We start from the raw sequence: 21,147 nt of genomic DNA, 5'->3' as shown, positions 1-21,147 counted from the left end.
CGATCGCCAGATCGAAAGTAATGCTGGCTCGGGCGCACTACAGTTTTGAACTATTCGATAATTTATTTTAATCCAGCGTCAAACCGATGAACAAGGAACGGGATCGATGGAAATTGATGAAGATGTAAAGGAATTTCTGATTGAAGGCTACGAATACCTGAACCAAATTGAGGAGGATTTAGTAGCTTTAGAAAAAAACGATTCCGATACAGAGGTGATGAATCGGATTTACCGCGGCTTGCACACGATTAAAGGCAATAGCGGTTTTTTGGGGGTGGAAAAACTGGAGTCTGTAGCGCACGCGGGAGAAAATTTGCTCAGCCTCTTGCGCGATCGCACTTTGACGATGACTCCCGATATTACTAGCGCTTTGCTCTCGACAATCGACGCGGTACGATCGCACATGGAAGCCCTGGAAACAACCGGCGAAGAAAGCCCGCTCGCGCATACCGAATTGCTCGATCGACTTTTGCAACTCCAAGAATCCGGCGGTACTGCATCTGAATTGTCGCCGAGTGCGATCGCTATTGAATCCACCGCCACCACTCCAGAAGTTGCGATCGAGGAACCAGAAAAATCAGAGTTGACACGAGAGCATTTGTATGCAGATGCTTTATTGTCGATCGAGCAATTGGTAATTCCCTCTGCTACCAATAGTACCAACCAACAGGTAAATGCTGCGGATACCGAGGGCGACAAATTCAAAATTTCCGACACTGCAATCCGAGTAGATGTCGGCTTGCTGGACAAACTAATGAACTTAGTAGGCGAACTCGTTTTGTGCCGCAACCAAATCTTAGAATTTGCCAATACCCAAACAGCAAACACCCAAAATGACGATACATTAAAATCAGTATCGGGCCGCTTAAACTTAGTTACTTCCGAACTGCAAGAAGGAGTAATGAAGACCAGAATGCAGCCAATTCGCACTATTTGGAACAAATTCCCCCGGGTAGTGCGCGACACAGCATTCAGCCTGGGAAAACAAGTACAGTTAGAAATGGAAGGCGAAGAAACAGAATTAGACAAAACCTTAATCGAGGCGATCGCCAATCCGCTAACTCACTTAGTCCGCAACTGCCTCGATCACGGCATTGAAACATCAGAAGTGCGAGCCGCCAAAGGCAAGCCCGCCTTCGGTAAACTGCTGCTGCGAGCCTATCACGAAAGCGGTCAAGTAAATATTGAAATCTCCGATGACGGCGGGGGAATCGATCCAGAGCGCATTAAAAGTAAGGCGGTGCAAAAAGGAATGTTTTCTGCTGTTGACGCAGCGAAAATGAGCGATCGCGAAGCCCTTAATTTAATTTTTCTGCCCAGTTTCTCAACCGCCGAAAAAATCACCAATATCTCCGGTAGGGGAGTGGGGATGGACGTGGTGCAGACGCATATAGAAAAAATTAGCGGCACGATCGACGTTCAAAGTCAAGTAGGTAAAGGCACAACTTTTAAGTTAAAAATTCCTTTAACTCTGGCGATTATTCCGACATTAATTATTACTACAGGAGGATCTCGCTACGCAATTCCTCAAGTCAATTTGCTGGAGCTGATGCGTTTGGAAGGAGAACAAATTAAAAAAATCGAAATGTTTCACGGAACTCCAGTATATCGGTTGCGAGGGCGACTGCTGCCGCTGATTTATTTGAACCGAGAATTGCAGTTAGAAACAGGAATTGTAGAAAACGGCAAAAAATCTCAATTCGACACAGATGAGGCTTTGAATATTGTAGTAGTGCAAGCGACAGACAAACCTTTTGGATTGGTGGTAGATGCCATCAACGACACGCAAGAAATTGTGGTTAAGCCTTTAGGAAAACAACTAAAATCTCTAGCTTGTTTTGCGGGAGCAACTATCATGGGCGATGGTAAAGTTGCTTTGATTTTGGACGTGCACGGGATAGCTCAGAAAACCCACATGACGGAGGCTCAGGAAAAGGCGATTTTAGCTGACGAAAACAGCCGCCGGGAATCTTCAGAACCTCCGCAACAGTTGCTAGTATTTCAAGGCCCAGACTGTCGGCGGATGGCGATTCATCTATCGCGAGTGTGCCGCTTGGAAGAGTTTCCCCGCCATCTTTTGGAACGTGTCGGGAAGCAGAATGTGGTGCAGTATCGCAACCAAATTATGCCGGTGATTTATTTGTCGGCGGTGTTTGGTGGCGGCGCAGATGCGCGTAATTCCGAGTTGAACGGTCTTGACGGGCGATCGCGCGCAGGAGATGATAAACTGCCGTTAGTCGTGGTATCGATCGGCGAGCAGCATCAAGTCGGTCTGGTAGTCGATCGCATCCTGGATATTGTAGAACAGGCGATCGACATTAAAGGTGCAGCTACTCAAGCAGGAATTTCATATTGTGCTGTGATTCAGGGTCAAGTTACTGAAATCCTCGATGTCGATGCAGTAATTAACAACAATTTATTCGGAATCGAGCAGATGTTGGCAAGCGCAAGATAATGCCCTTAAAGGAATAGTTGAAAATGCCTGAAGAAACTCTACTTTGTACCTTTTTCGTTGACAGCCTATTTTTTGGCATAGAAGTTGAGAAAGTGCAAGAAATCATCCGCTATCAGGAGATGACGCGAGTGCCGCTAGCGCCCGCAGTAGTCGGTGGATTGATAAACTTGAGGGGACAAATTGTCACCGCGATCGATTTGCGGAGGCGGTTGGATTTGTGCGATCGGCCTGTGGAACAATTGCCATTAAATGTAATAGTGAGAACCGGGGATGAAACAGTCAGTTGGTTAGTAGACGATATTGGAGATGTCCTAGAAGTATCTCAAGCTGATTTTGAAACTCCTCCAGATACTTTTACCAGCAAAATACGCCCGCTAATTCGAGGAGCGTACAAGCTACAAGGGCAGTTACTGCTATTTTTAGATGTTGATAAAGTTGTAGATTTTAGCAGTCATTAGTCAACAGTCATTAGTCATTAGTCATTAGTCATCAGTCATTAGTCACAGATGCAGAAATAACTATTTTTATTTCTTTTCTCTTCCCTTGAACCTGAGCGTCCATCCCTTAAATCCATCCGTTACATCCGTTAAAAAATCCGTTGCCGAACTTCCTTCAACTACCATGCCGATAAATATTGCAGATTTTGATTACATCCGAAAACTTGTATACGATCGCACAGGTGTATTCCTATCCGAAGAGAAAATGTACCTCGTTGAATCGCGTTTAGGGATGGTAGCTAAAGAAGCCGGAGCAAACTCCATCAGCGGATTAGTTGCAGAGTTAAAACAAATCAAACAACAGCGTTTTAACCAACTTTACGAATCGACTGTCGAAGCAATGATGACAAACGAGACATTTTTTTTCCGAGATATCAACCCCTTTGAGATATTAAAAATATCAGTATTACCGGAATTGTTAAAACAGATCCAGGGCGAGGGTAATTTGAATATTTGGTGTGCTGCTTGTTCCAGCGGCCAAGAACCCTACAGTATTGCGATGCTGCTGCGCGAATACTTTCCGCAGTTAGCGAGAAATCAAGTGCAGATACTTGGTAGCGATATTTCTACAGCCATGCTGAAGCGAGCAACTTCTGGATGCTACGCCCAGCACGAAGTAGTGCGCGGCTTACCAACAGCATTATTACACAAATACTTCCAGCCGTGCGGCAAGGAATGGCAGATTAAAGAAGACCTCCGCAAGGCGATCGAATTTCGCCAAATTAACTTGACAGAACCCTTTGGATCGATGCCTCAAATGGATATTATTTTTCTGCGAAATGTCTTAATATATTTTGATGTTCAGACAAAGCAATCGATTTTAGCAAGAGCGCGGCGGGTGTTGCGTCCCAAGGGCTACTTATTCCTAGGCGGAGGAGAAACAACTGTAAATCTTGACCCTGCTTTTGAATTGGTGCAATTTGACAAAGGTATATGTTATCGATTGAGATGATCTGCGATCGATCGACCATAAAAAAATAGGTTAGTAGTGAGGACTTCAGTCCTCTCTTGATTAATAGACTTGAATTGCCAAAGTCTTTTTAATCAAAATTTAGGACGCTGCTCAAAGCCCATCCTAATTATTTTTGCAATTCAAGTCTAATCTTTAGGAATTAAGAAGGACTAAAGTCCTCACTACGAACCTAATTATAGGTTTGTAGTGAGGACTTCAGTCCTCTCTTTGGGCCGCGCCCTCAGACCAAACAGGCAATTGATTAATCTTATTCAGCGTGATATCTACATACTTTTGACCGTTCTCCGCCACATTTTCCCCAAAATATCCATCATCGCCGTCGTGCTTGTGAGGGCCGCTGACAGCTTCTGCATAGCGGCCTTGCGAACGCGCTTGATTGAAAGGTGAAGTCGCGTACCAGTACCAGCGAGTGGGAAAAACTATGCCGCCAATATCCTCAATTGCATCGCGAGTCCCGCGAAGATGAAAAATGCGATCGGCTTCTCCAAAACCATTTTCTCCCGAAAACACGCCCCCAACTGAAACAACAGTAACTTCTGCATTCAGCCATTCCTTAAGATAGCGAGTAGCACCCAAAGCAACTTGAGCGCCGCCGCTAGTGCCAATTAAAATAACTTTCACAGGTTTTTGAGGATTAGCTGAAATGGGAGATTTAGCATTCATGCGATCGATAATTGCATTAGCAATTCCCTGATTGTATGCAAAACCGTAGCGATAATCTAGAGAAATTGCAAACCTCCAGAGATTGCGAATTTTGATGAATATGTCTCCCGCAATTGGCCCGAATTTTTCCTGTTCTGCAAACCGCCAAAAAGGAGCTAGCAACCGCTCTCCTCCCAAACTTTTGTTAGAAGCTGAATAAGGAAAAATATCGCCCACTGCTACGCACTGCGGGTGAAATTTAACTAAACGCTTGAGAAAAAACTCTTCTCCCGGCGTTAATTCGTCCCCCGAAAAATCGCCAACTCCCGGTAAAAAAATGATATAACAATTGAGCTGCGAAGACTTGCGCGCTTCTAGATTGCCGTTGTTTGAGGGCAATATCTCCGGCGGATTTTTCTTGATACCCAAAGTTTCGGCACTTTGACCCAGCCACCAGATCACAGTTCCCACCGGCGAAAGAATGCCCCAAATTATCAGGATTACACCTGCGATGCTCAACAAATTTAAACTTCCCCCGCGCAGCCACGCAAGTACCTGCAAAATCAATCTTAGCATTTAATAAAATCTGGTAGAATGCCTGTTATACCAATTTAATGGGGCGTTGCACATATTCCGATCCCCCTCGCATCCCCCTTAATAAGGGGACTTTGATAGGAATCTTGTCCCCCCCCTTATTAAGGGGGGTATCAGGGAGATCAGATTCGGGAGCAGCCTCATAAAAAATTGATATTAATTACCTAATTACGTAGAAATATTTCGGTGATTGTGCTGTATTAGAGCTTATTTTGTTAAAGTTGTCAACTATCTAGAGGAGCAGGGATTAAAGGTGAAAGGAGAAGATTCAATTACAGGTTTGCGGGCAACGCTTTGGAACGCACTTTCTTTGAACGCAAATTTTTACGAAAAAACTCCCTACACTCGCAGAACTAAGCGGATAGCTTTAACGATCGTAATTTTAGCAGCGGTGTCCCGGGTTTTGGGCAATGCCGTTATTTTGTTAATCAATCGAACTGAACTATCGGTGTTGTTTTTAGCACTTTGGATAGATGCTTTGGCAATCGTGGGGGGTTATTATTTTTGGACTTTTACTATCTTTAAAATCGGGGAGTGGCTGAAACCGGGTCACGTCACTTATGGGGAGTTGCTGGTGCCGATCGGATTTGCCTACGCTCCCCAAGTGCTGAACTTCTTAACGTTAATTCCGTTGCTGGGAGAAGGAATAGAGCGGATATTAGCTGTGTGGAGTTTGCTGGCTGTAATTGTGGCGGTTCGCCAAGGTTTGGATATTCAAACTCGCTGGGCGGTGTTAATTTGTTTTGTGGGTTGGCCGCTGATTCAAATTGCGATCGGCTTCGTGAAAGTTATTGAACAGTTGCTGGCACAATGGCTTTCATTCAGTTGACAGTTGACAGATGAGTGCGACTTCTACCTATAAGGAAGAGGATTGGAGTAATGAATAGTCGAATTTTAATTTCTCCCGATCGGGGTTCCGGCTTTAAACCAATTCTTTATGGTAAAATGAGGTAAATTGTCATAATCTAAAAGGCAAAATCGCCGCAAAAAATGCTGAGTCTCAAGCCATCCTAATTAATTCTGGAAGTAGGCGACTAATAGGAATTAAAAAACGCTGCCGATTTGGCAATTGCGATCGCACGTCCGCAGCAGTCCCTTAACCAGTTAAAATAAAATTGCTTTGGGGTGAAATACTTTTCCCCAAAGCGCGTCATTTCCAACAAAAGCATTCCCGGCTTATCCTTAAGGCACTTTTGCTTGCTTTCTTTGAGAAAATGCTTGACAGGGTGGCAGCCGCCAAGTAGAGTGAGGTACAACATTCTTAGCCTTAATTTGCATTGCCACTTGTAGCTCGTATTGTAGAGCGTACTGCGAGACGGCAACCACACCCCTGCTATTCGGCTCTCCCCACTGTCCGCCCCCCAATTACTAGCGATACATTGTTAAAGAAGGAAATACACAAAAATTTACATATATAATTTGTGTAGTGTTCCAAATCGCTCCTCACCAGCAGCGATACAGCCCTCGCCAAGACAGTAGGAAGGAAAAAATATGTTTGAACGCTTTACAGAACAAGCCATTAAAGCAATCATGCTAGCCCAAGAGGAAGCGCGGCGCCTCGGTCACAATTTTGTAGGCACCGAGCAAATCCTTCTGGGACTCGTGGGCGAAGGTACTGGCATCGCTGCAAAAGTATTACTGGATATGGGCCTCAATTTGAAAGAGGCGCGCAATGAAATCGAAAATATCATCGGTAGAGGTTCCGGGTTTCTCCCGCCAGAAATTCCGTTTACACCCCGCGTCAAGCGCATTTTTGAGACGGCGCTGAATGAAGCGCGGCAGTTGGGTCACAATTACATCGGCACCGAGCACATTCTGCTTGGCTTGATTCAAGACGATGAAGGTGTGGCGGCGAAGGTGCTGCAAAACCTGGGAATCGATCGCCAGAGAGTTCGCACGCAGGTAATTCGTGCCGTGGGAGAAGTGGCGGCAGTACCCGGAGGCCGAGGAGATAGCGGTGGCGATCGCAAAATCCCGACTTTAGAAGAATTCGGCACTAACTTAACCAAGCTAGCAGCCGCCGGCAAACTCGATCCAGTCGTGGGCCGCGAAAATGAAATCGAGCGCGTGATCCAAGTGCTGGGGCGCCGCACGAAGAACAATCCAGTGTTAGTAGGCGAACCGGGAGTAGGCAAAACAGCCCTCGCCGAAGGCCTCGCTCAGCGAATTATTAACAGAAACGTCCCGGAAATTTTAGAAGACAAACAAGTAATCAGCCTCGATATGGGTTCGCTGATTGCCGGTACAAAATTCCGCGGCGAATTTGAGGAACGGCTGACGAAAATCATGGCAGAAATTCGCGCAGCAGGCAACATCATTCTGGTAATTGATGAAATTCACACCTTAGTCGGTGCAGGCGCGATTCAAGGCAGCATGGATGCTTCCAATATGCTCAAACCAGCCCTCGCCCGAGGCGAATTGCAGTGTGTCGGCGCGACGACTTTGGACGAATACCGCAAGCACATCGAGCGCGATGCAGCCCTAGAACGCCGTTTCCAACCGATTAAAGTTGGCGAACCGAGTGTGGCTGAAACAATAGAAATATTGTACGGTTTGCGATCGGCCTACGAACAGCACCACCGACTGACAATTTCCGATGCAGCTTTAGAAGCAGCGGCTACACTGTCAGACAGGTACATTAACGATCGATTTTTGCCAGACAAGGCGATCGACTTAATTGACGAAGCAGGTTCCCGCGTCCGCGTGATGAACTCGCAAACCCCGCCCGAAGTTAAAGAGCTCAAGAAACAACTGCCGGCTGTTACCAAAGAAAAAGATGCAGCAGTGCGCGAGCAAGACTTCGACAAAGCTGGAAAATTGCGCGATCGCGAATTAGAAATCGAAGCCGAAATCGCGGAAGCAACGATCAACAAAAGCCAAGTCAAAGCCTCTCCTATTGTCACCGAAGAAGACATCGCCCACATCGTGGCAAATTGGACGGGAGTACCTGTTAGCAAGCTGACAGAATCGGAATCGGAATTGCTGCTGCACATGGAAGATACCTTGCACCAGCGCTTGATCGGCCAGGAAGAAGCTGTCAGCGCAGTTTCTCGGGCGATCCGCCGCGCGCGGGTAGGCTTGAAAAATCCCGATCGCCCGATCGCCAGCTTCATCTTTTCCGGCCCCACAGGCGTCGGCAAAACAGAACTGACAAAAGCCTTAGCAACATATTTCTTCGGTTCTGAAGAAGCGATGATTCGGTTAGATATGTCCGAGTTTATGGAACGCCACACTGTTTCTAAACTCATCGGTTCGCCTCCGGGTTACGTCGGCTACGACGAAGGCGGCCAACTAACAGAAGCAGTCCGGCGCCGTCCTTACACAGTAGTCTTGTTCGACGAAATCGAAAAAGCTCACCCGGATGTCTTCAACATGATGCTGCAAATCTTGGAAGACGGCCGTTTGACCGATGCCAAAGGTCGGACAGTAGACTTTAAGAATACACTGCTGATCATGACATCAAACATCGGTTCGCGAGTGATAGAAAAAGGCGGCGGCGGTTTAGGCTTCGAGTTTGCCGAAAGTGCCGCAGACGGGCAGTACAACCGCGTTCGCAGCTTGGTAAACGAAGAATTGAAACAGTTCTTCCGTCCCGAATTTATCAACCGCTTGGATGAGATTATCGTCTTCCGCCAGTTGAACAAGCCAGAAGTGAAGCAGATTGCAGACATCATGTTGCAGCAAGTCTTCGGCCGCTTAACCGAACAGGGTATTACTTTGTCGGTGACAGACAAGTTCAAGGATTTGTTAGTTACAGAAGGCTACAATCCCAGCTACGGTGCCAGGCCTTTGCGCCGCGCCATCATGCGGTTGTTGGAGGATGTACTGGCTGAGGAAATGCTATCTGGGAAGCTGAAAGAAGGCCAAAGTGCGATCGTAGATGTGGATGAAAACGGTCAGGTTAAGGTATTGCCAGGTGGCGAATCTGAACCGAGATTACCCGAATTCGCATTCAGCCATTAAGTGCGATGACACGCGGATAAATAACGTCTGATTAAAAACCCGGTTTCTTGGAGGAACCGGGTTTTTAATTATTAAAAAATACCAGTTTGTCGGGTGCGCAATGCGCACCTTACCTAAAAAATACCAGTTTGTCGGGTGCGCAATGCGCACCTTACCTAAAAAATGCCAGTTTATAGGGTGCGCATTGCGCACCTTACGTAAAAAATGCCAGTTTGTCGAGTGCGCAATGCGCACCCTACCTAAAAAATACCAGTTTGTAGGGTGCGCAATGCGCACCTTACCTAAAAAATGCCAGTAAATGTAAGGTGCGCAATGCGCACCCTACCTAAAAAATACCAGTTTGTAGGGTGCGCAATGCGCACCTTACCTAAAAAATGCCAGTAAATGTAGCGACGCACCTGATTCTTTTCAATAAGTGAGCAAACAAATCCAACATTTGATGCCAATTTATAAAAAAGCTTACTATCAGAAACATATTGGGCTTCCTGATAGATTCATTGAACCTCCCAGGTGCGTCGCCATTTAAATTATCCGTCTTTCTTAAAAATGGTGGATAGCGACACACCCTACGGAAGCCTGCTGCATGAGTGTTGTAAATTGGCATTTACATCATATTAAATGAACAAACTAGGCGACACTTTAAAATAATCGCCGAGTGCCTTAGCTTGTGCTTTGCTAATTGCCCGCTTGCCATTGACAACCTCAGACACTACGCCACTCGATCCAATGATGCCAACTAAGTCAGCTTGACGGGTGCCGCTGGCTTCCATGATGTGTTGCAAAATCTCGTGAGGTTCGGATTTGTCGATCGCATAATTTTCGGCCTCGTACACTTCAATGAGCGTTACCAGTAACTTGTGTAAAGCTTTTTCTTCGGGAGTGCGGTTGTTGGCGAACGTCAGCCCCTCTGCGACTGCTAGGAGGCGATCGTATTCTGCCTCGGTTTCGATCGCCCGTGGAGCGACTTCTGCCAGCAAATTGCTATAATTAGCTCGATCAAAAATAAGGGTCATTTTTCCATTTGTCTTTATCGTATTCAGCGTGGGTTAGGAAATATTTGTAATAAACAGTTTGGGTTTCGTAGTCTATGCCGACAATCAGGCGATATTCGTTACCTTTGATATTAAAGACAGTGAAATTTCCCACTGCTTCGGCATCCCGGTAAATCTTGCGAACATCCTCCAAGTTCTGCCATTCTACTTTCTTGACAGTCGCATACCAGCTATCAATTTGTTTTTGGACATCGGGATACATGGCAGCGTCGTCACGGAGAGTGCAAATTGAAATTAGGTGCATGGATTTTTAATATTTTTTGTTGAATTTTTATCATCGATTTGCGTCCATTTGTTTTGCGTATGTCTTTATTCTCTCATTTTGAGAGGTAGATGTCAAGAGCCGATCGCCCGCAATCTTACAAATTCTCAATAAAGGAGGCAATTCAGGGTTTTTGCAGAAGTCCTGCACATGACGACAACTCCGACAGGGATTTCGATGCCCATCGGATGCAGTCAGAGGAAAAATAACTCAAAAGCTTAGCTAATTCTTGTTCATTTAGACTCTCAAGTCGCGCCACAAAAAAAATAGTATAAGTCCAGCTTTTTATCCCAATACATCAACTACAGCAATTTCTATATCTGGAAAAGCTAGAATAGATAAAGTCTGACCCCGCTGGAATCTTTGAATATTTTGGTATCCCGAGGGAGCAGGTTCGCGATAAACTACGACACATTGCTCGTTAATATCTACCAGCCAAACTTCTGCAATACCAGCTTCGGCATAAAGAGGAATTTTGATATTTCTGTCAGTTTCAGCGGTTGTATCCGCTACTTCCACAATTAGTAAAATATCCTCCGACTGAGGATGTCCCAATTCATAAAAATCATCGCGCCGCCGCAGTAAGGAAATATCCGGTTCAGGTTCGGAGCGATCGTCCAATTCTACCGGATCTTGGACTCCAATGGTTGCTCTTGATAATAAGCGGATATAGAATAACTCTGTCAGACGCTTGACATGGGATGTGTGCCTTCTACCGACGGCGGCCGTTTGAACAATTTCTCCTCGAATCAATTCAACTCGGTCATCTTTGGTAAAGATGCCAGATTCAATCATCAGATGATATTCTTTTACTGTGAACAGGCGCTTGATTAACTGAGTTGTCATCATTTATTTTGCGCTCCTTTTAGTTGCCCTTTTTCTGTTCCATCGCTTTTGCTGCTTTCACAATCTCAAATCGCGGCGCAAAAAAAGGAATTTTTACCTATTGATTTTGGTTGAGTTTTAAGGTATATTTTAGATAATGGGAGTGGTAGCTTTAATTTGAAAATTGCCACCACTCCCATTATCATATAATACCTTTTTAAGCCGGGCCTGTCAAGCTTTTGACCCGAAAAAAAAGGGCGTTTTTTTTAGATGTTATCACAAAAAAATATTGTTTTGGTAAACCGGGCTTCCGCGTGCGATAGGATTTGATGGAGAAAATTCAATCCCACGATTGCAATTGTACAACCCAATGCTGGACAAATGCCGAAATGCGATCGCGCCGCGTCTCAAAAGTAGCAGCAACCCAGATAAACACAATCCCAAAAGCCAAGCCGATCGCCCATTTAATCAGGGGATAGTCAAAAATCAGCACCACCAACTGATAGAAAACATTGATTAAGAAAATTCCTGTCCCCACAAACAAAAACGCCCGCACTCGCAGCCCCAAACCCGCTGCTATCGCCACTAAGCTAAAAAATCCTGCAACTAAACCGTGGTTGTGCTGAGTCAAAAGAGGTATGCCGCAAATCATCGCTGTGGCTAGCATTCGCAGATTGTGGCGCAGGGTTTTTTGGGCTGGTAGTTGCAAAGCGCGATCGCACTGAGCAACGTAAAGGAAAGAAAGCCCTAAAGGAGTAAAATACCATTCGGGTTGAGTCAATCCGATTTGTCCAAACCAGCGCAGCAAGATCCAGTCAATTATGGCCACACTCGCGTAGGTAAAACGGACTTCGCGCTTTTCCCAAGCTAGGAAAACATAGAAGGCGGCAGCTATCAGCAAGCTAATCGGATAAAACTTAGCGGGAGATTCCACAATAGCGATGATTGGAATCAGGGAAGCGATTATCTGCCAAGGTTTTTTTGACCAACCCCAGTTATCCCAAGGTAAGATGTAAATGAAATAGGCAAATAGAGAAGCAAAGGCAACTTTCCACGGCGCCAGCGGCCCGGAAATGTACTTGACTAAAGGCGTATTTATCCAGTAAAGCCGGACGCCAAAGGCTTCTAGCCATCCTAAGTAAATCCAAATTTGCGCCCATTGGCGATCGAGATTGTTTCGCCCTTGCAAGACAGCGTATTGCACTAATAGAGCACCAGTGACTAATCCTAAATTTAGCCCGGATTTAATCTCGTGGGTAGAAGCTGAAATCAGGAGTACGCTGCTTAAAACCCAGTGCAGGTGAGCAAATATTTTTACTTCGGCATTGGTTAAATGTAAATAGCTGCTCAGCCAAGGAGATAGAATGCGATAGATGTATGTTAAAGTTGTGCCGAGAGTTGCTAGCACAATTAAGCCGTCGCCAAAAGCTCCTCTTGGTGTTTGAGAAAGTTGATATAGTAGCGATTCGTAAGCGGATGCTGACACGCCGATTAATCCTAAATAAACCAAAGGTTTAAATTCTTGCTGCCGCCTACCAATGCCGATCGCAATTAAAGACGCACCCAACGAGATTAAACCGGTGCTGTTGGTAAAAGTGTGCGATCGCAACATCAAACCCAACAACCCGTAAATCAAAGGTATAACGTGAATGCTGGGTAAAATTTGGCGATAATCGGGGTTGCGCCGCCGCCACCAATCGCCCAACAATTGCGTAAATAAGCCCAAGGCAATATTCGCCACTGCTAAATTAATCGTATTGCGTCCAATAAAGCTCAAACCGACTGCTGTCAGCAACTCCAAACTCCAAGCCAAGGCATAAATTGCCAGAGGGGAAAGTTGGCCCAAACTTCGGAAAACGATCGCAGCCGCGATTACCAAAGTAGCAGCCAATACTTGAGTAGAGGCTGGTAAACTAAAGGTACTTCCTGCATCGTAGAGTTGAAAGGAATAAAGAGTGATGTTTGTCAACAGCAAGCTGGTGACTAAGATAGCCCAACCATCCAAAGCTCGATCGTAAATTTGAGCTAAGGTCGAAGGTTCAGGCAACGTGCTAGAATAACGAACTATCGTGCTGCGAAGCAACCAGAGACACAAAAGTGCGATCGCCCCAGCAATTGCCCAAGCCCAACCAGACACAAAACCTAATTTTAGAAGAGATGCGGCAGTGAAACTTAAGCCAAACCCGACTCCAATTGCAGCCGCTGGTAGTTCAATTAAATAGTAAGTATTGACTAACATCAACAGCGCCGCCAAACCCAAACCCATCAACCTATATACAGGAAAGTCAAAAATCAGAAATTGTGCGACTATTAGGGCGATCGAACTTAAGGTACTAGCAAGTTGTTTGTACGAAGTTTCACTATATTTAGCAACAGCAGTTAAAGCCAAAGGCGCCGCCAGCCACATCAAACCCCACGGAGAGTGCAGATTACTGTACAGCAAGATAAAGCTCAATCCTGCCAACACCAATCCTAAATACCATCCACTTTGCCAGCCCGAAGGATGCCAGCGAAAAAATGCAGAATTTTCTCGGGCGTTGGCTGCCTTCATCCAGACAAAAAATCCCCATTCAGCCACCATGAAGATTAATAAAATTGCCGCCCAAATATTTGCTGTCTGGTTTGGCAAAAACAAGTCAATTCCCGAAGAGATCGCGCACAAACCAATAATGTGAGTGAGGGAAACCCAAAATGCCGGATTTGGATGCGGATCGACAGCAGAAGCAGGTGTCACAACTTGCCGGGAGTTATCGGGAATTAGGTATTTCCAAGTAATCCAACCTAAAGTTACAGTAGAAATTAATAAATTGACCGATCGCCAAAACGGATTGACTGCACTAATAACAGTTAAAACACTGCCCAAGCCGAGAGCAAGATTTTCGCCAAAATGGGCAAGTTGAAACTTTCGCGATCGGTAGAGCCACTGCGCCCCACTTACGGTTAAAATTAAATAAGGCAACAGCAAAACACCCCAAAAAGCCCAAGGAGTTTCCTGAGAGTTGGTAAGTTGAGTTAAAAATGCCACAAATTGTGCTTGAATCTCTAGAGGAAGCACTCGCCAAACCAGCCAAATGCTTTGAAGTCCCACGGCGAAAAGCATTAGCAAATCAAGCTTTTGCCAAAACCGCACTAAGCGGTTATAAAAAAACCAAACAGCCAAGGCGCTAATTGCGATCGCCTGTAGGGGAATTTCGCGAAAACAAACCAGCCATCCCAAACCCAACAAAGCCCCTCCGGCTAATTGCCAGTTAAAAAAGTTTCCGGGATTTTGCTCGTTCGATATATTCGATATATTGTTTCTAATAGTTCCAGATGCGAGGGGTTGCTGCCAATCCAGCCACGCTAAAAGCACGCCGCAAATTCCCAAGGCTAAACCCATTTCATGGATGTTTACATCCTTGACAAATATTGCCCGACCCAGTAAAATTCCTAAAGAATAAGCTACTAAAGCAGCTTTTTTGTAAGTCAGAAAATGTCGGCTGGAACTGAAATCAGCGGGAAAAGTTTCAGTGTTTCCCCCGCGTGTGATAGATTTTAGGCGTTGTTGCTGAACTTGATAAACTGTAGCAGCAGTAGTTCCCACGGTACCCAAATAAACCGCTGCTAGGGAAAAGCCGGGAAATACCCAACCCCAGTGTAAATAACTCAATCCCAAGTGATTTAGGGCGATCGCGCAAGTTACATTTTTTCCCGACAAAGTTTGATACTGATATTTGATAATCCCGCCAGTTATCCAAGTCAAAATAAATGCGGCGACGATGGCAACTGCCCAATCCCAAGGATATCGCCACAATCCAAAAGTATCCATCGCCCAAAAATTTATCGGCACTAGCAACAGGGTAACTTCTTGCAAAGTTTGAGCAGTCAATTGCAAATTAGCCTGTTTTTTTGCCCAACTGCCGATCGCCCAAAATGTTAAAGTATAAGCTAACAAAACTCCATATTGTCCGGCAGCCGGAAATTTTTCCCACTGACTGGCAGCTAAGACTCCTGAGGAGACAACTACCATGAACACTCCTAAAAATAGCAGCCACACGACGCTTATTTCGGCGATGAGCGACTGCAAAATCTGAGAGGCAAAAGTTGGGGTTTGAGGGGTTTCTGCGCGCTTGGGAACGTTTTTTGTGGTGCTGGGTAATGCTTTTTGTGTTGCTAGAGCAGGTACTTTGGGTTCGGGAATAGGAGCGAGGGGGCGATCGTCAATTTCAGAAACGGCTACAGCGCGATCGGGCAGCGGGCAGACTAAATGCTGGCTGCACAATTGCTCAACCTCAGCGGGCGAAATCAAACCCAGGCGCAGCCACGCATCCAAACCTGTCAGCAACTCAGGATGCGAGGCTAAGATGCTGAATTCTATTTTGCTCGATCGACCTTTAGGAGACGACATCGGCTTAAACTGCTACTAGCTACATTCCAGCTATAGCCTAGATTTCTGCCGATCGAACATCCGAGTATTCCGCCCTGAAAATTGGCACAATAAGTATCGATCGCAAAACCCAAAAATAACCGCGTACATCTGCGTGTATCTGCGGTTAAAAACTCCAAATTAGGAGACAGCATTGGAGCCAGAATTGCCGTGTTCTTACTTATTGATAGATTTCAGCAAAGTTTCCACACTAGCATTGTGGTCTATGAACGAAAACAAATGTTTAAATAGGAGTTTGCCCTCTGCATCCAAAACAAACTGAGCCGGCAAAGGAGCACCCAAAGCCTGACCGGTTTTATAGGCCCGAAACACTCTTACGGTTGGATCGGACAGCAGAGGCATTTTCAAGCCTAAATCTCTCACAACTATTTGGCTTTGCCTGTCGTCGGTGCTGGTTACCATCAATAATTCTATATTGCGATCGGCAAACTGTTCCCACTTTTCATTCAAAGCTTTAATGTGAGGAAAACAGAAAGGGCAATATTGCTTTTCAGTAAAAATCCGCGTAAAAGCCAGAACTACCGGCTTATCGCCCCGATAATTCGACAGCCGCACTAATTTGCCATTATTAATATCCGGCAATTCAAAATCTGGTGTCCTCTGTCCCAGCTTCAGAACATTAGTCGCGGGAACAGGCAATAAATTTTGGAAAAACCGCTGATTTAACAAGCCGCTAAAATCAGTAGAAGTCAGCATATTTGCTAATTTGGGAATGGGGAATTGAGCATTGGGCAATGGGCGAAGCGAAGCGGAGGGATTGGGCATTGCACCGAAAGTTTCGAGGGCGGGCACTCACAGGCGCCGCCCTACAACTCAAAACGATCGAGTTAGACAGCAGCAAAGAATACTTTCGACTTAACTGGATCGGGTGTCATGGTTTTGTCACCGGGCTGCCAGCCAGCGGGACAAACTTCATCGGGGTGAGACTGAACGTGTTGGATAGCTTGCAGAGTGCGGAGAGTTTCGTCTACGTTGCGGCCGAAGGCAAGGTTGTTGATAGTAGAGTGTTGGATGATGCCTTCTTTGTCGATGATGAACAGACCTCTGAGGGCAATACCTGCTTCTGGGTCGAGGACGTTGTAGTCGGAACTGATGGTTTTTTTGAGGTCAGCAACTAAAGGATAGTTGAGGTCGCCGACACCGCCGGATTTGCGGTCTGATTGTATCCAAGCAAGGTGAGAGAATTCGCTGTCAACGGAGACGCCGAGGATTTCGGTATCGATTTTTTTGAAGTCCTCATGGCGATCGCTAAATGCTGTAATCTCTGTGGGGCACACAAAGGTGAAGTCCAAGGGGTAGAAGAACAGGACTACATACTTTTTGCCTTTATAGTCTGACAGTTTAACTGTCTTGAATTCCTGATCCACTACGGCTGTTGCTGCGAAATCGGGTGCAGCTTGACCAACCCGGAGGCATTCACTTGTCATAGATTTTGTTTCCTTTTTTACGAACTGTTACAAATATATCATACTCATAACGACTACAAGTATGTTCTCGGCAAGTCTAAAAAATCACGCTCTCAAAATAGATAGCGTGATTTTTTCTATTAAATCATGGCTCAGGCGGGATTTGAACCTGCGACCTTGGGCTTATGAGTCCCCTGCGCTAACCACTGCGCCACTGAGCCAAACTTACTTCACGATTTACCATCGTAGCACGGTAGGTGGAAGTATGTCTGTATTCCCAACAACCGAATTTCTAATACCTTCCGATCTAAGTTATGAGTTTTGGTAATGATTCAAAACCCATAACTTCAGACCAGTCGTTATCGAGAAGCGCTGGAGGTATCGTTAGGCAGAAAAGCCATTGGATTGACAGCACCCTGTCCAGCGGGATGGATTTCAAAGTGCAAGTGCGGCCCGGTACTGAAGCCGGTGCTGCCCATTTCTGAAATCTGTTCGCCGCGATCGACCTGCTGACCCTTTTTAACCAAAATTCGGTTGTTGTGGGCGTAGATCGTTTCTGATCCGTCTGGATGGGTAATTTCCACCAGATAGCCGTACCCTCCGTCATTCCAATCTGCATAGGTAACCACCCCGCTGTCGGCGGCCACAATTGGCGTGCCGATCGGCCCTGCAATATCAATTCCCTTGTGCATCCGTCCCCAGCGCCAGCCGTAGCCAGAAGTGAGAACGCCCTTAGCCGGCCAAATCAATCCGTTAGCCGACTGCTGTTTGCCGCCGCCGTTAGGCAGATAAGTATCAGCGCCCGAAAGTGGAGGCAGTTCTGGAGAAACCATGCGTCCCAAAGACGGGTTGCTCAGGGGGTCATAACCCTCGGAACCCAAAGGAGCAGTTGCCACCACTGGCCGTTCCTGAGTAGAGGTAGGCGTTAGGTTGATCGGTTGCAGTTCGGCTGCACGAGCGGGATCGAAACGCTCTTGCTGCTGTTTCTGAACTTCCTGGGACCACCCTCTCGACGGCGGTCTGCTGATTTCATTCTGCACCGCCCCAGCGTATTCGGGGGTGTAGAGGTCGGGATTGACGCTTGGGAGTTCTTCAGACGGGTTGGAGGCGAGTTGCGCTTCTGGGCCCTCAGTTGGAGCGAGGGAAACGGCATTTGCCCCGATCGAATTGCGCTCGGCGCGATATTCCTCTCGCAGTCTGACAACTTCTGCTCTCAAGCGTTCTGAATAAGGGTTGAGAGCGGTAGCGGTGGGTAGATCCTCCGCATTCGACTCAAGTACAGCGTTCGTGGGAGCAGCATTTAAACCCTGGGCGCTAACATTTTGCAAGCCGATCGGCTGCGGGTATGCAGCAGCGAGGTTGGTAGCTGTTGCACTTGCTGGCTGGGGCAGGGCGCTGGTATCAACGGCACCTGTAAATGTTGGTTCGCCTTGAAGTTCCAGCTTTCTGGTGTCGCTAATGGTTTGAGAAACTTGAGTTAGCGGAATGCTGTTAATTTTAGGAACCATCGGCGCTGAAATATTGTTCAGACCTTCCAAGTTCGCCAAGGGAGAGACAACGGCCACTTTTGGGGCGGGTGCTGCAACGCCAGCACTGGTTATTTCCGAGGTAGACGAACTGGGGTTCAAAGATGCGGGAACCGAAGTCGCCGACCAGACAGATGTAGAGTTAGAGGCAGAATCTGATGCTGCCGCCTGCACCGCTGGATTATTTGACCGAACGTTGGGAATTTTCAGCCGTTGATTGACATTCAGCAAGTTGGGATTGCCCAGCTTGTTGACGGCGATCAGCTCTTTGGGCGATACCCGGTAATTAGAGGCGATCGCATCTAACGTATCTCCCGGGCGCACGTTGTAGAGCCCCTGGGCTGGCCCTGCGCTACTGCCTGCTGGGGACACTACCACAGCGGAGGGCAAACTAGGTGTTGCGAGAGACTGTTCAATGGACTCCAACGATCGATCGGGCGATGCTGCTTGACCCACCGAGGCATTGGGAATTACAGGTGTGGCCCTGAGGTCAGGAATTGCTGGCGAGGTGGCATATTCCGGGGATGCCAGCGTCGGTACAGCAGGTGTAGATGAATTTGCTCCCACCTCAGAGTCCAACAGGGGCCGACCTGATGCTGTAGTGCGGTTTTCCTGTTTTTTCAAACTGTCGATCGCCCCGTCTGCGTTCGGGCTGTCGATCGAGCTTTGTGCCGGTACCGTCGCCGCCATCTCTGGCGTTGCCGTTGGCTGCCCGTACAGGGCTGCACTATCCAACGACTCGGAGCCAGTTAGATTTAATTTTTGTTCGGGATTGACTGCGGCAGTATTGCCAGGGTTCTCTTGTGGCGCAGCTTCTAGAGCCTGCGGAATTCTGAGTTCTTGGCCGGCTCCGAGTGCGGTATCGGGTTGGATGCCGTTGGCAGTTGCTAGTGCCTTCGGTTCAATTTCATAGTCCCGAGACTGCTCCCAAAGGGTTTGTCCCTGCTGAACCTTAACCCCTGCCTGTTCGGCTGGGGAACCATCAACTTGTGCGGTGGTAGCCGCTCCGGTGGTCGATACTGGCTGTACTTCAGCGGTCGATTCTGCTGTCGGTGTGAGTTCAGACGCGCGAGCGCTGTCTCCGTTTCTCGGCAGCAGGATGCCAGAAGCACCTACGGATATTGCCAGCCCGAGCGTGGCGAGAGAGCGAAAGGAGCCTGTGCTGAGCGTTGTCTGCTTGGACGGTTCCGCAGAACCGTCTCTGTCGATTTCACTAGCCTGAACAGGCTGATTTTTTTGGGGATATGTTCGTTTCAAAAAAACGACCTCCTACTGAGAAGCGCTAACTGTCCTTGGAAACACTCAAGGGATTGCATGACACTGAATTTAAATCAACAACCAAAAATATTCTGATTGTTGACAGCGATCGTGCTTAGGCAAGATTACCTTGCTTTTTTAATTTAGACAAGCTCGAACCGTAATATTTTTTTTAATTCTCGGTCAAACCCGCTGCAATTACACCCCACAAGCCTTACACCGCAATAGGTGGAACGAATACATAAAATATCCGTTCCCCCACGGGCTAAGACTCTCACCTATTGTCCGACTCTATGCTAATTTCCGGACAACCTACAACCGTATATTTACTAGATATCAATAGCCTTCAGGCACAATCAGGCGATCCCTGACGCCTTAAATCGCTGAAATCCTCTGTTTTTGTGGCTGCATCATCGCAGCGACTAATTTGGTATTTTTGGTATTACTGATAACAATCTGTTTTTGGATGAATAAAATATATTAATCTCCGCTATCTAGATTTTCACCGCTTTGATACAAATTTCTTATATTTAAAGCGAGATTTGGCTGTACCCGACAGCTATTAAATATCTATATGTGTATGTATCTGTCGATCGCCATTTATCCGAGTTCGCCCAACTGTCGTTTAGCCTCAAATAAACCTACAGCGGCGCTGACAGAGAGATTCAAACTCCTGACTCCAGGCTGGCTCATGGGAATAAAAACAGTGGCATCGCAGGCATCCAAGACCAATTTAGGAATGCCGACAGTTTCCGAGCCAAACATCAACCAGTCGCTGGGCTGAAATTGGAATTGGGTATAACTGCATCGCCCGCCAGTGCTGAATCCGATCCTTCGCCCTCCTCGCTCCTGCTGACATATCTCAAAAGCCGCTAAGTCTTCGTGACAGTGGAGATTGACATAGGGCCAATAATCTAAGCCTGCCCGTTTCAGGTAGCGATCGCTAATTTCAAACCCCAGCGGGCCGACTAAATGGAGTTCCGTGCCTGTGGCAGCGCAAGTGCGGGCGATATTGCCAGTATTCGGGGGAATTTGCGGGTGAATTAAGACAAGTTGGGGCATGAAGCTAAGATAAAAACTTAAAATACAGCCATTGGGCCATGTACAAATCTACCGAAAGGTAGATACAACTTATAGCTTTTATTTATAACGCTTGTCTAGTTCCATTGATTAAATATTCTGATTTGTTTTTGGGGCCGCTTTTCCACTTTTCCGCGAGAAGTTGGGGCTATGGGGAGCATTGGCTGAGTACGCACGCGCCAGGGGGCT

General features: G+C 46.7%; 16 protein-coding genes and 1 tRNA gene. 5 read left to right on the top strand and 12 right to left on the bottom strand.

Annotated elements, in window-relative coordinates; translation table 11 throughout:
- Positions 1-106 precede the first annotated feature (106 nt).
- From JGK39_RS07830 to JGK39_RS07820, 3 genes are all read left to right on the top strand, one after another.
- Positions 107-2,455 (top strand): chemotaxis protein CheW, encoded by a 2,349-nt coding sequence (locus JGK39_RS07830; RefSeq protein ID WP_293295995.1) that lies wholly within the window; start codon positions 107-109, stop codon positions 2,453-2,455.
- A 23-nt stretch (positions 2,456-2,478) separates the two neighbouring features.
- Positions 2,479-2,913 (top strand): chemotaxis protein CheW, encoded by a 435-nt coding sequence (locus JGK39_RS07825; RefSeq protein WP_293253137.1) that lies wholly within the window; start codon positions 2,479-2,481, stop codon positions 2,911-2,913.
- A 163-nt stretch (positions 2,914-3,076) separates the two neighbouring features.
- The gene (locus tag JGK39_RS07820) at positions 3,077-3,904 is read left to right on the top strand and encodes a protein-glutamate O-methyltransferase CheR (protein WP_293253133.1); all 828 of its coding nucleotides are present in this window, start codon (positions 3,077-3,079) and stop codon (positions 3,902-3,904) included.
- Positions 3,905-4,120: 216 nt separating this feature from the next.
- On the opposite strand, the gene JGK39_RS07815 is transcribed toward JGK39_RS07820, so the two are convergent.
- Positions 4,121-5,143, bottom strand: a complete 1,023-nt coding sequence (locus tag JGK39_RS07815) for a hypothetical protein (RefSeq protein WP_293253092.1) — start codon at positions 5,141-5,143, stop codon at positions 4,121-4,123.
- A 271-nt stretch (positions 5,144-5,414) separates the two neighbouring features.
- Between JGK39_RS07815 and JGK39_RS07810 the strand changes: the two genes are divergently transcribed.
- Positions 5,415-5,990, top strand: a complete 576-nt coding sequence (locus tag JGK39_RS07810) for a hypothetical protein (RefSeq protein WP_293253076.1) — start codon at positions 5,415-5,417, stop codon at positions 5,988-5,990.
- A 353-nt stretch (positions 5,991-6,343) separates the two neighbouring features.
- On the opposite strand, the gene JGK39_RS07805 is transcribed toward JGK39_RS07810, so the two are convergent.
- Positions 6,344-6,487: a hypothetical protein gene (locus JGK39_RS07805; protein ID WP_293253073.1), complete on the bottom strand. Its 144-nt coding sequence runs from the start codon at positions 6,485-6,487 to the stop codon at positions 6,344-6,346.
- Positions 6,488-6,652: 165 nt separating this feature from the next.
- Between JGK39_RS07805 and JGK39_RS07800 the strand changes: the two genes are divergently transcribed.
- Positions 6,653-9,124: an ATP-dependent Clp protease ATP-binding subunit gene (locus JGK39_RS07800; RefSeq protein ID WP_293253070.1), complete on the top strand. Its 2,472-nt coding sequence runs from the start codon at positions 6,653-6,655 to the stop codon at positions 9,122-9,124.
- 614 nt (positions 9,125-9,738) lie between these two features.
- Here the strand turns inward: JGK39_RS07800 and JGK39_RS07795 are convergent.
- The 10 genes from JGK39_RS07795 to JGK39_RS07750 all read right to left on the bottom strand — a co-directional run bounded on the left by JGK39_RS07795 (position 9,739) and on the right by JGK39_RS07750 (position 20,940).
- Positions 9,739-10,137, bottom strand: coding sequence for a transcriptional regulator (locus tag JGK39_RS07795; RefSeq protein ID WP_293253067.1), 399 nt, complete (start codon positions 10,135-10,137; stop codon positions 9,739-9,741).
- Positions 10,121-10,420, bottom strand: coding sequence for a type II toxin-antitoxin system HigB family toxin (locus tag JGK39_RS07790; protein WP_293253065.1), 300 nt, complete (start codon positions 10,418-10,420; stop codon positions 10,121-10,123). Before JGK39_RS07790 ends, JGK39_RS07795 begins: the two co-directional genes overlap by 17 nt.
- Positions 10,421-10,723: 303 nt before the next feature.
- Positions 10,724-11,284 (bottom strand): Uma2 family endonuclease, encoded by a 561-nt coding sequence (locus JGK39_RS07785; RefSeq protein ID WP_293253266.1) that lies wholly within the window; start codon positions 11,282-11,284, stop codon positions 10,724-10,726.
- A 319-nt stretch (positions 11,285-11,603) separates the two neighbouring features.
- Positions 11,604-15,650 carry a hypothetical protein gene (locus JGK39_RS07780; protein ID WP_293295993.1) on the bottom strand — a complete coding sequence of 1,349 codons (4,047 nt, stop codon included), beginning with the start codon at positions 15,648-15,650 and terminating at the stop codon, positions 11,604-11,606.
- Positions 15,617-15,823 carry a hypothetical protein gene (locus tag JGK39_RS07775; RefSeq protein ID WP_293176582.1) on the bottom strand — a complete coding sequence of 69 codons (207 nt, stop codon included), beginning with the start codon at positions 15,821-15,823 and terminating at the stop codon, positions 15,617-15,619. Before JGK39_RS07775 ends, JGK39_RS07780 begins: the two co-directional genes overlap by 34 nt.
- Positions 15,824-15,845: 22 nt before the next feature.
- The gene (locus JGK39_RS07770) at positions 15,846-16,385 is read right to left on the bottom strand and encodes a redoxin domain-containing protein (RefSeq protein ID WP_293295997.1); all 540 of its coding nucleotides are present in this window, start codon (positions 16,383-16,385) and stop codon (positions 15,846-15,848) included.
- A 131-nt stretch (positions 16,386-16,516) separates the two neighbouring features.
- Complete coding sequence (locus JGK39_RS07765) at positions 16,517-17,116, bottom strand: peroxiredoxin (RefSeq protein ID WP_293176580.1); 600 nt, start codon at positions 17,114-17,116, stop codon at positions 16,517-16,519.
- Between the two features lie 127 nt (positions 17,117-17,243).
- Positions 17,244-17,316 (bottom strand) — tRNA-Met (locus tag JGK39_RS07760).
- A 138-nt stretch (positions 17,317-17,454) separates the two neighbouring features.
- Positions 17,455-19,878, bottom strand: a complete 2,424-nt coding sequence (locus tag JGK39_RS07755) for a peptidoglycan DD-metalloendopeptidase family protein (protein WP_293295991.1) — start codon at positions 19,876-19,878, stop codon at positions 17,455-17,457.
- A 600-nt stretch (positions 19,879-20,478) separates the two neighbouring features.
- Entirely contained in the window at positions 20,479-20,940 is a 462-nt protein-coding gene (locus JGK39_RS07750) for a tRNA (cytidine(34)-2'-O)-methyltransferase (RefSeq protein WP_293256923.1), read from the bottom strand.
- Positions 20,941-21,147 lie beyond the last annotated feature (207 nt).

Origin of the sequence: Microcoleus sp. PH2017_12_PCY_D_A, assembly GCF_020738565.1 — a bacterium.
Lineage (GTDB): Bacteria > Cyanobacteriota > Cyanobacteriia > Cyanobacteriales > Microcoleaceae > Microcoleus.
Note: the sequence above shows the minus strand (reverse complement) of the source record. Positions and strands in the feature narration are given on the sequence as shown.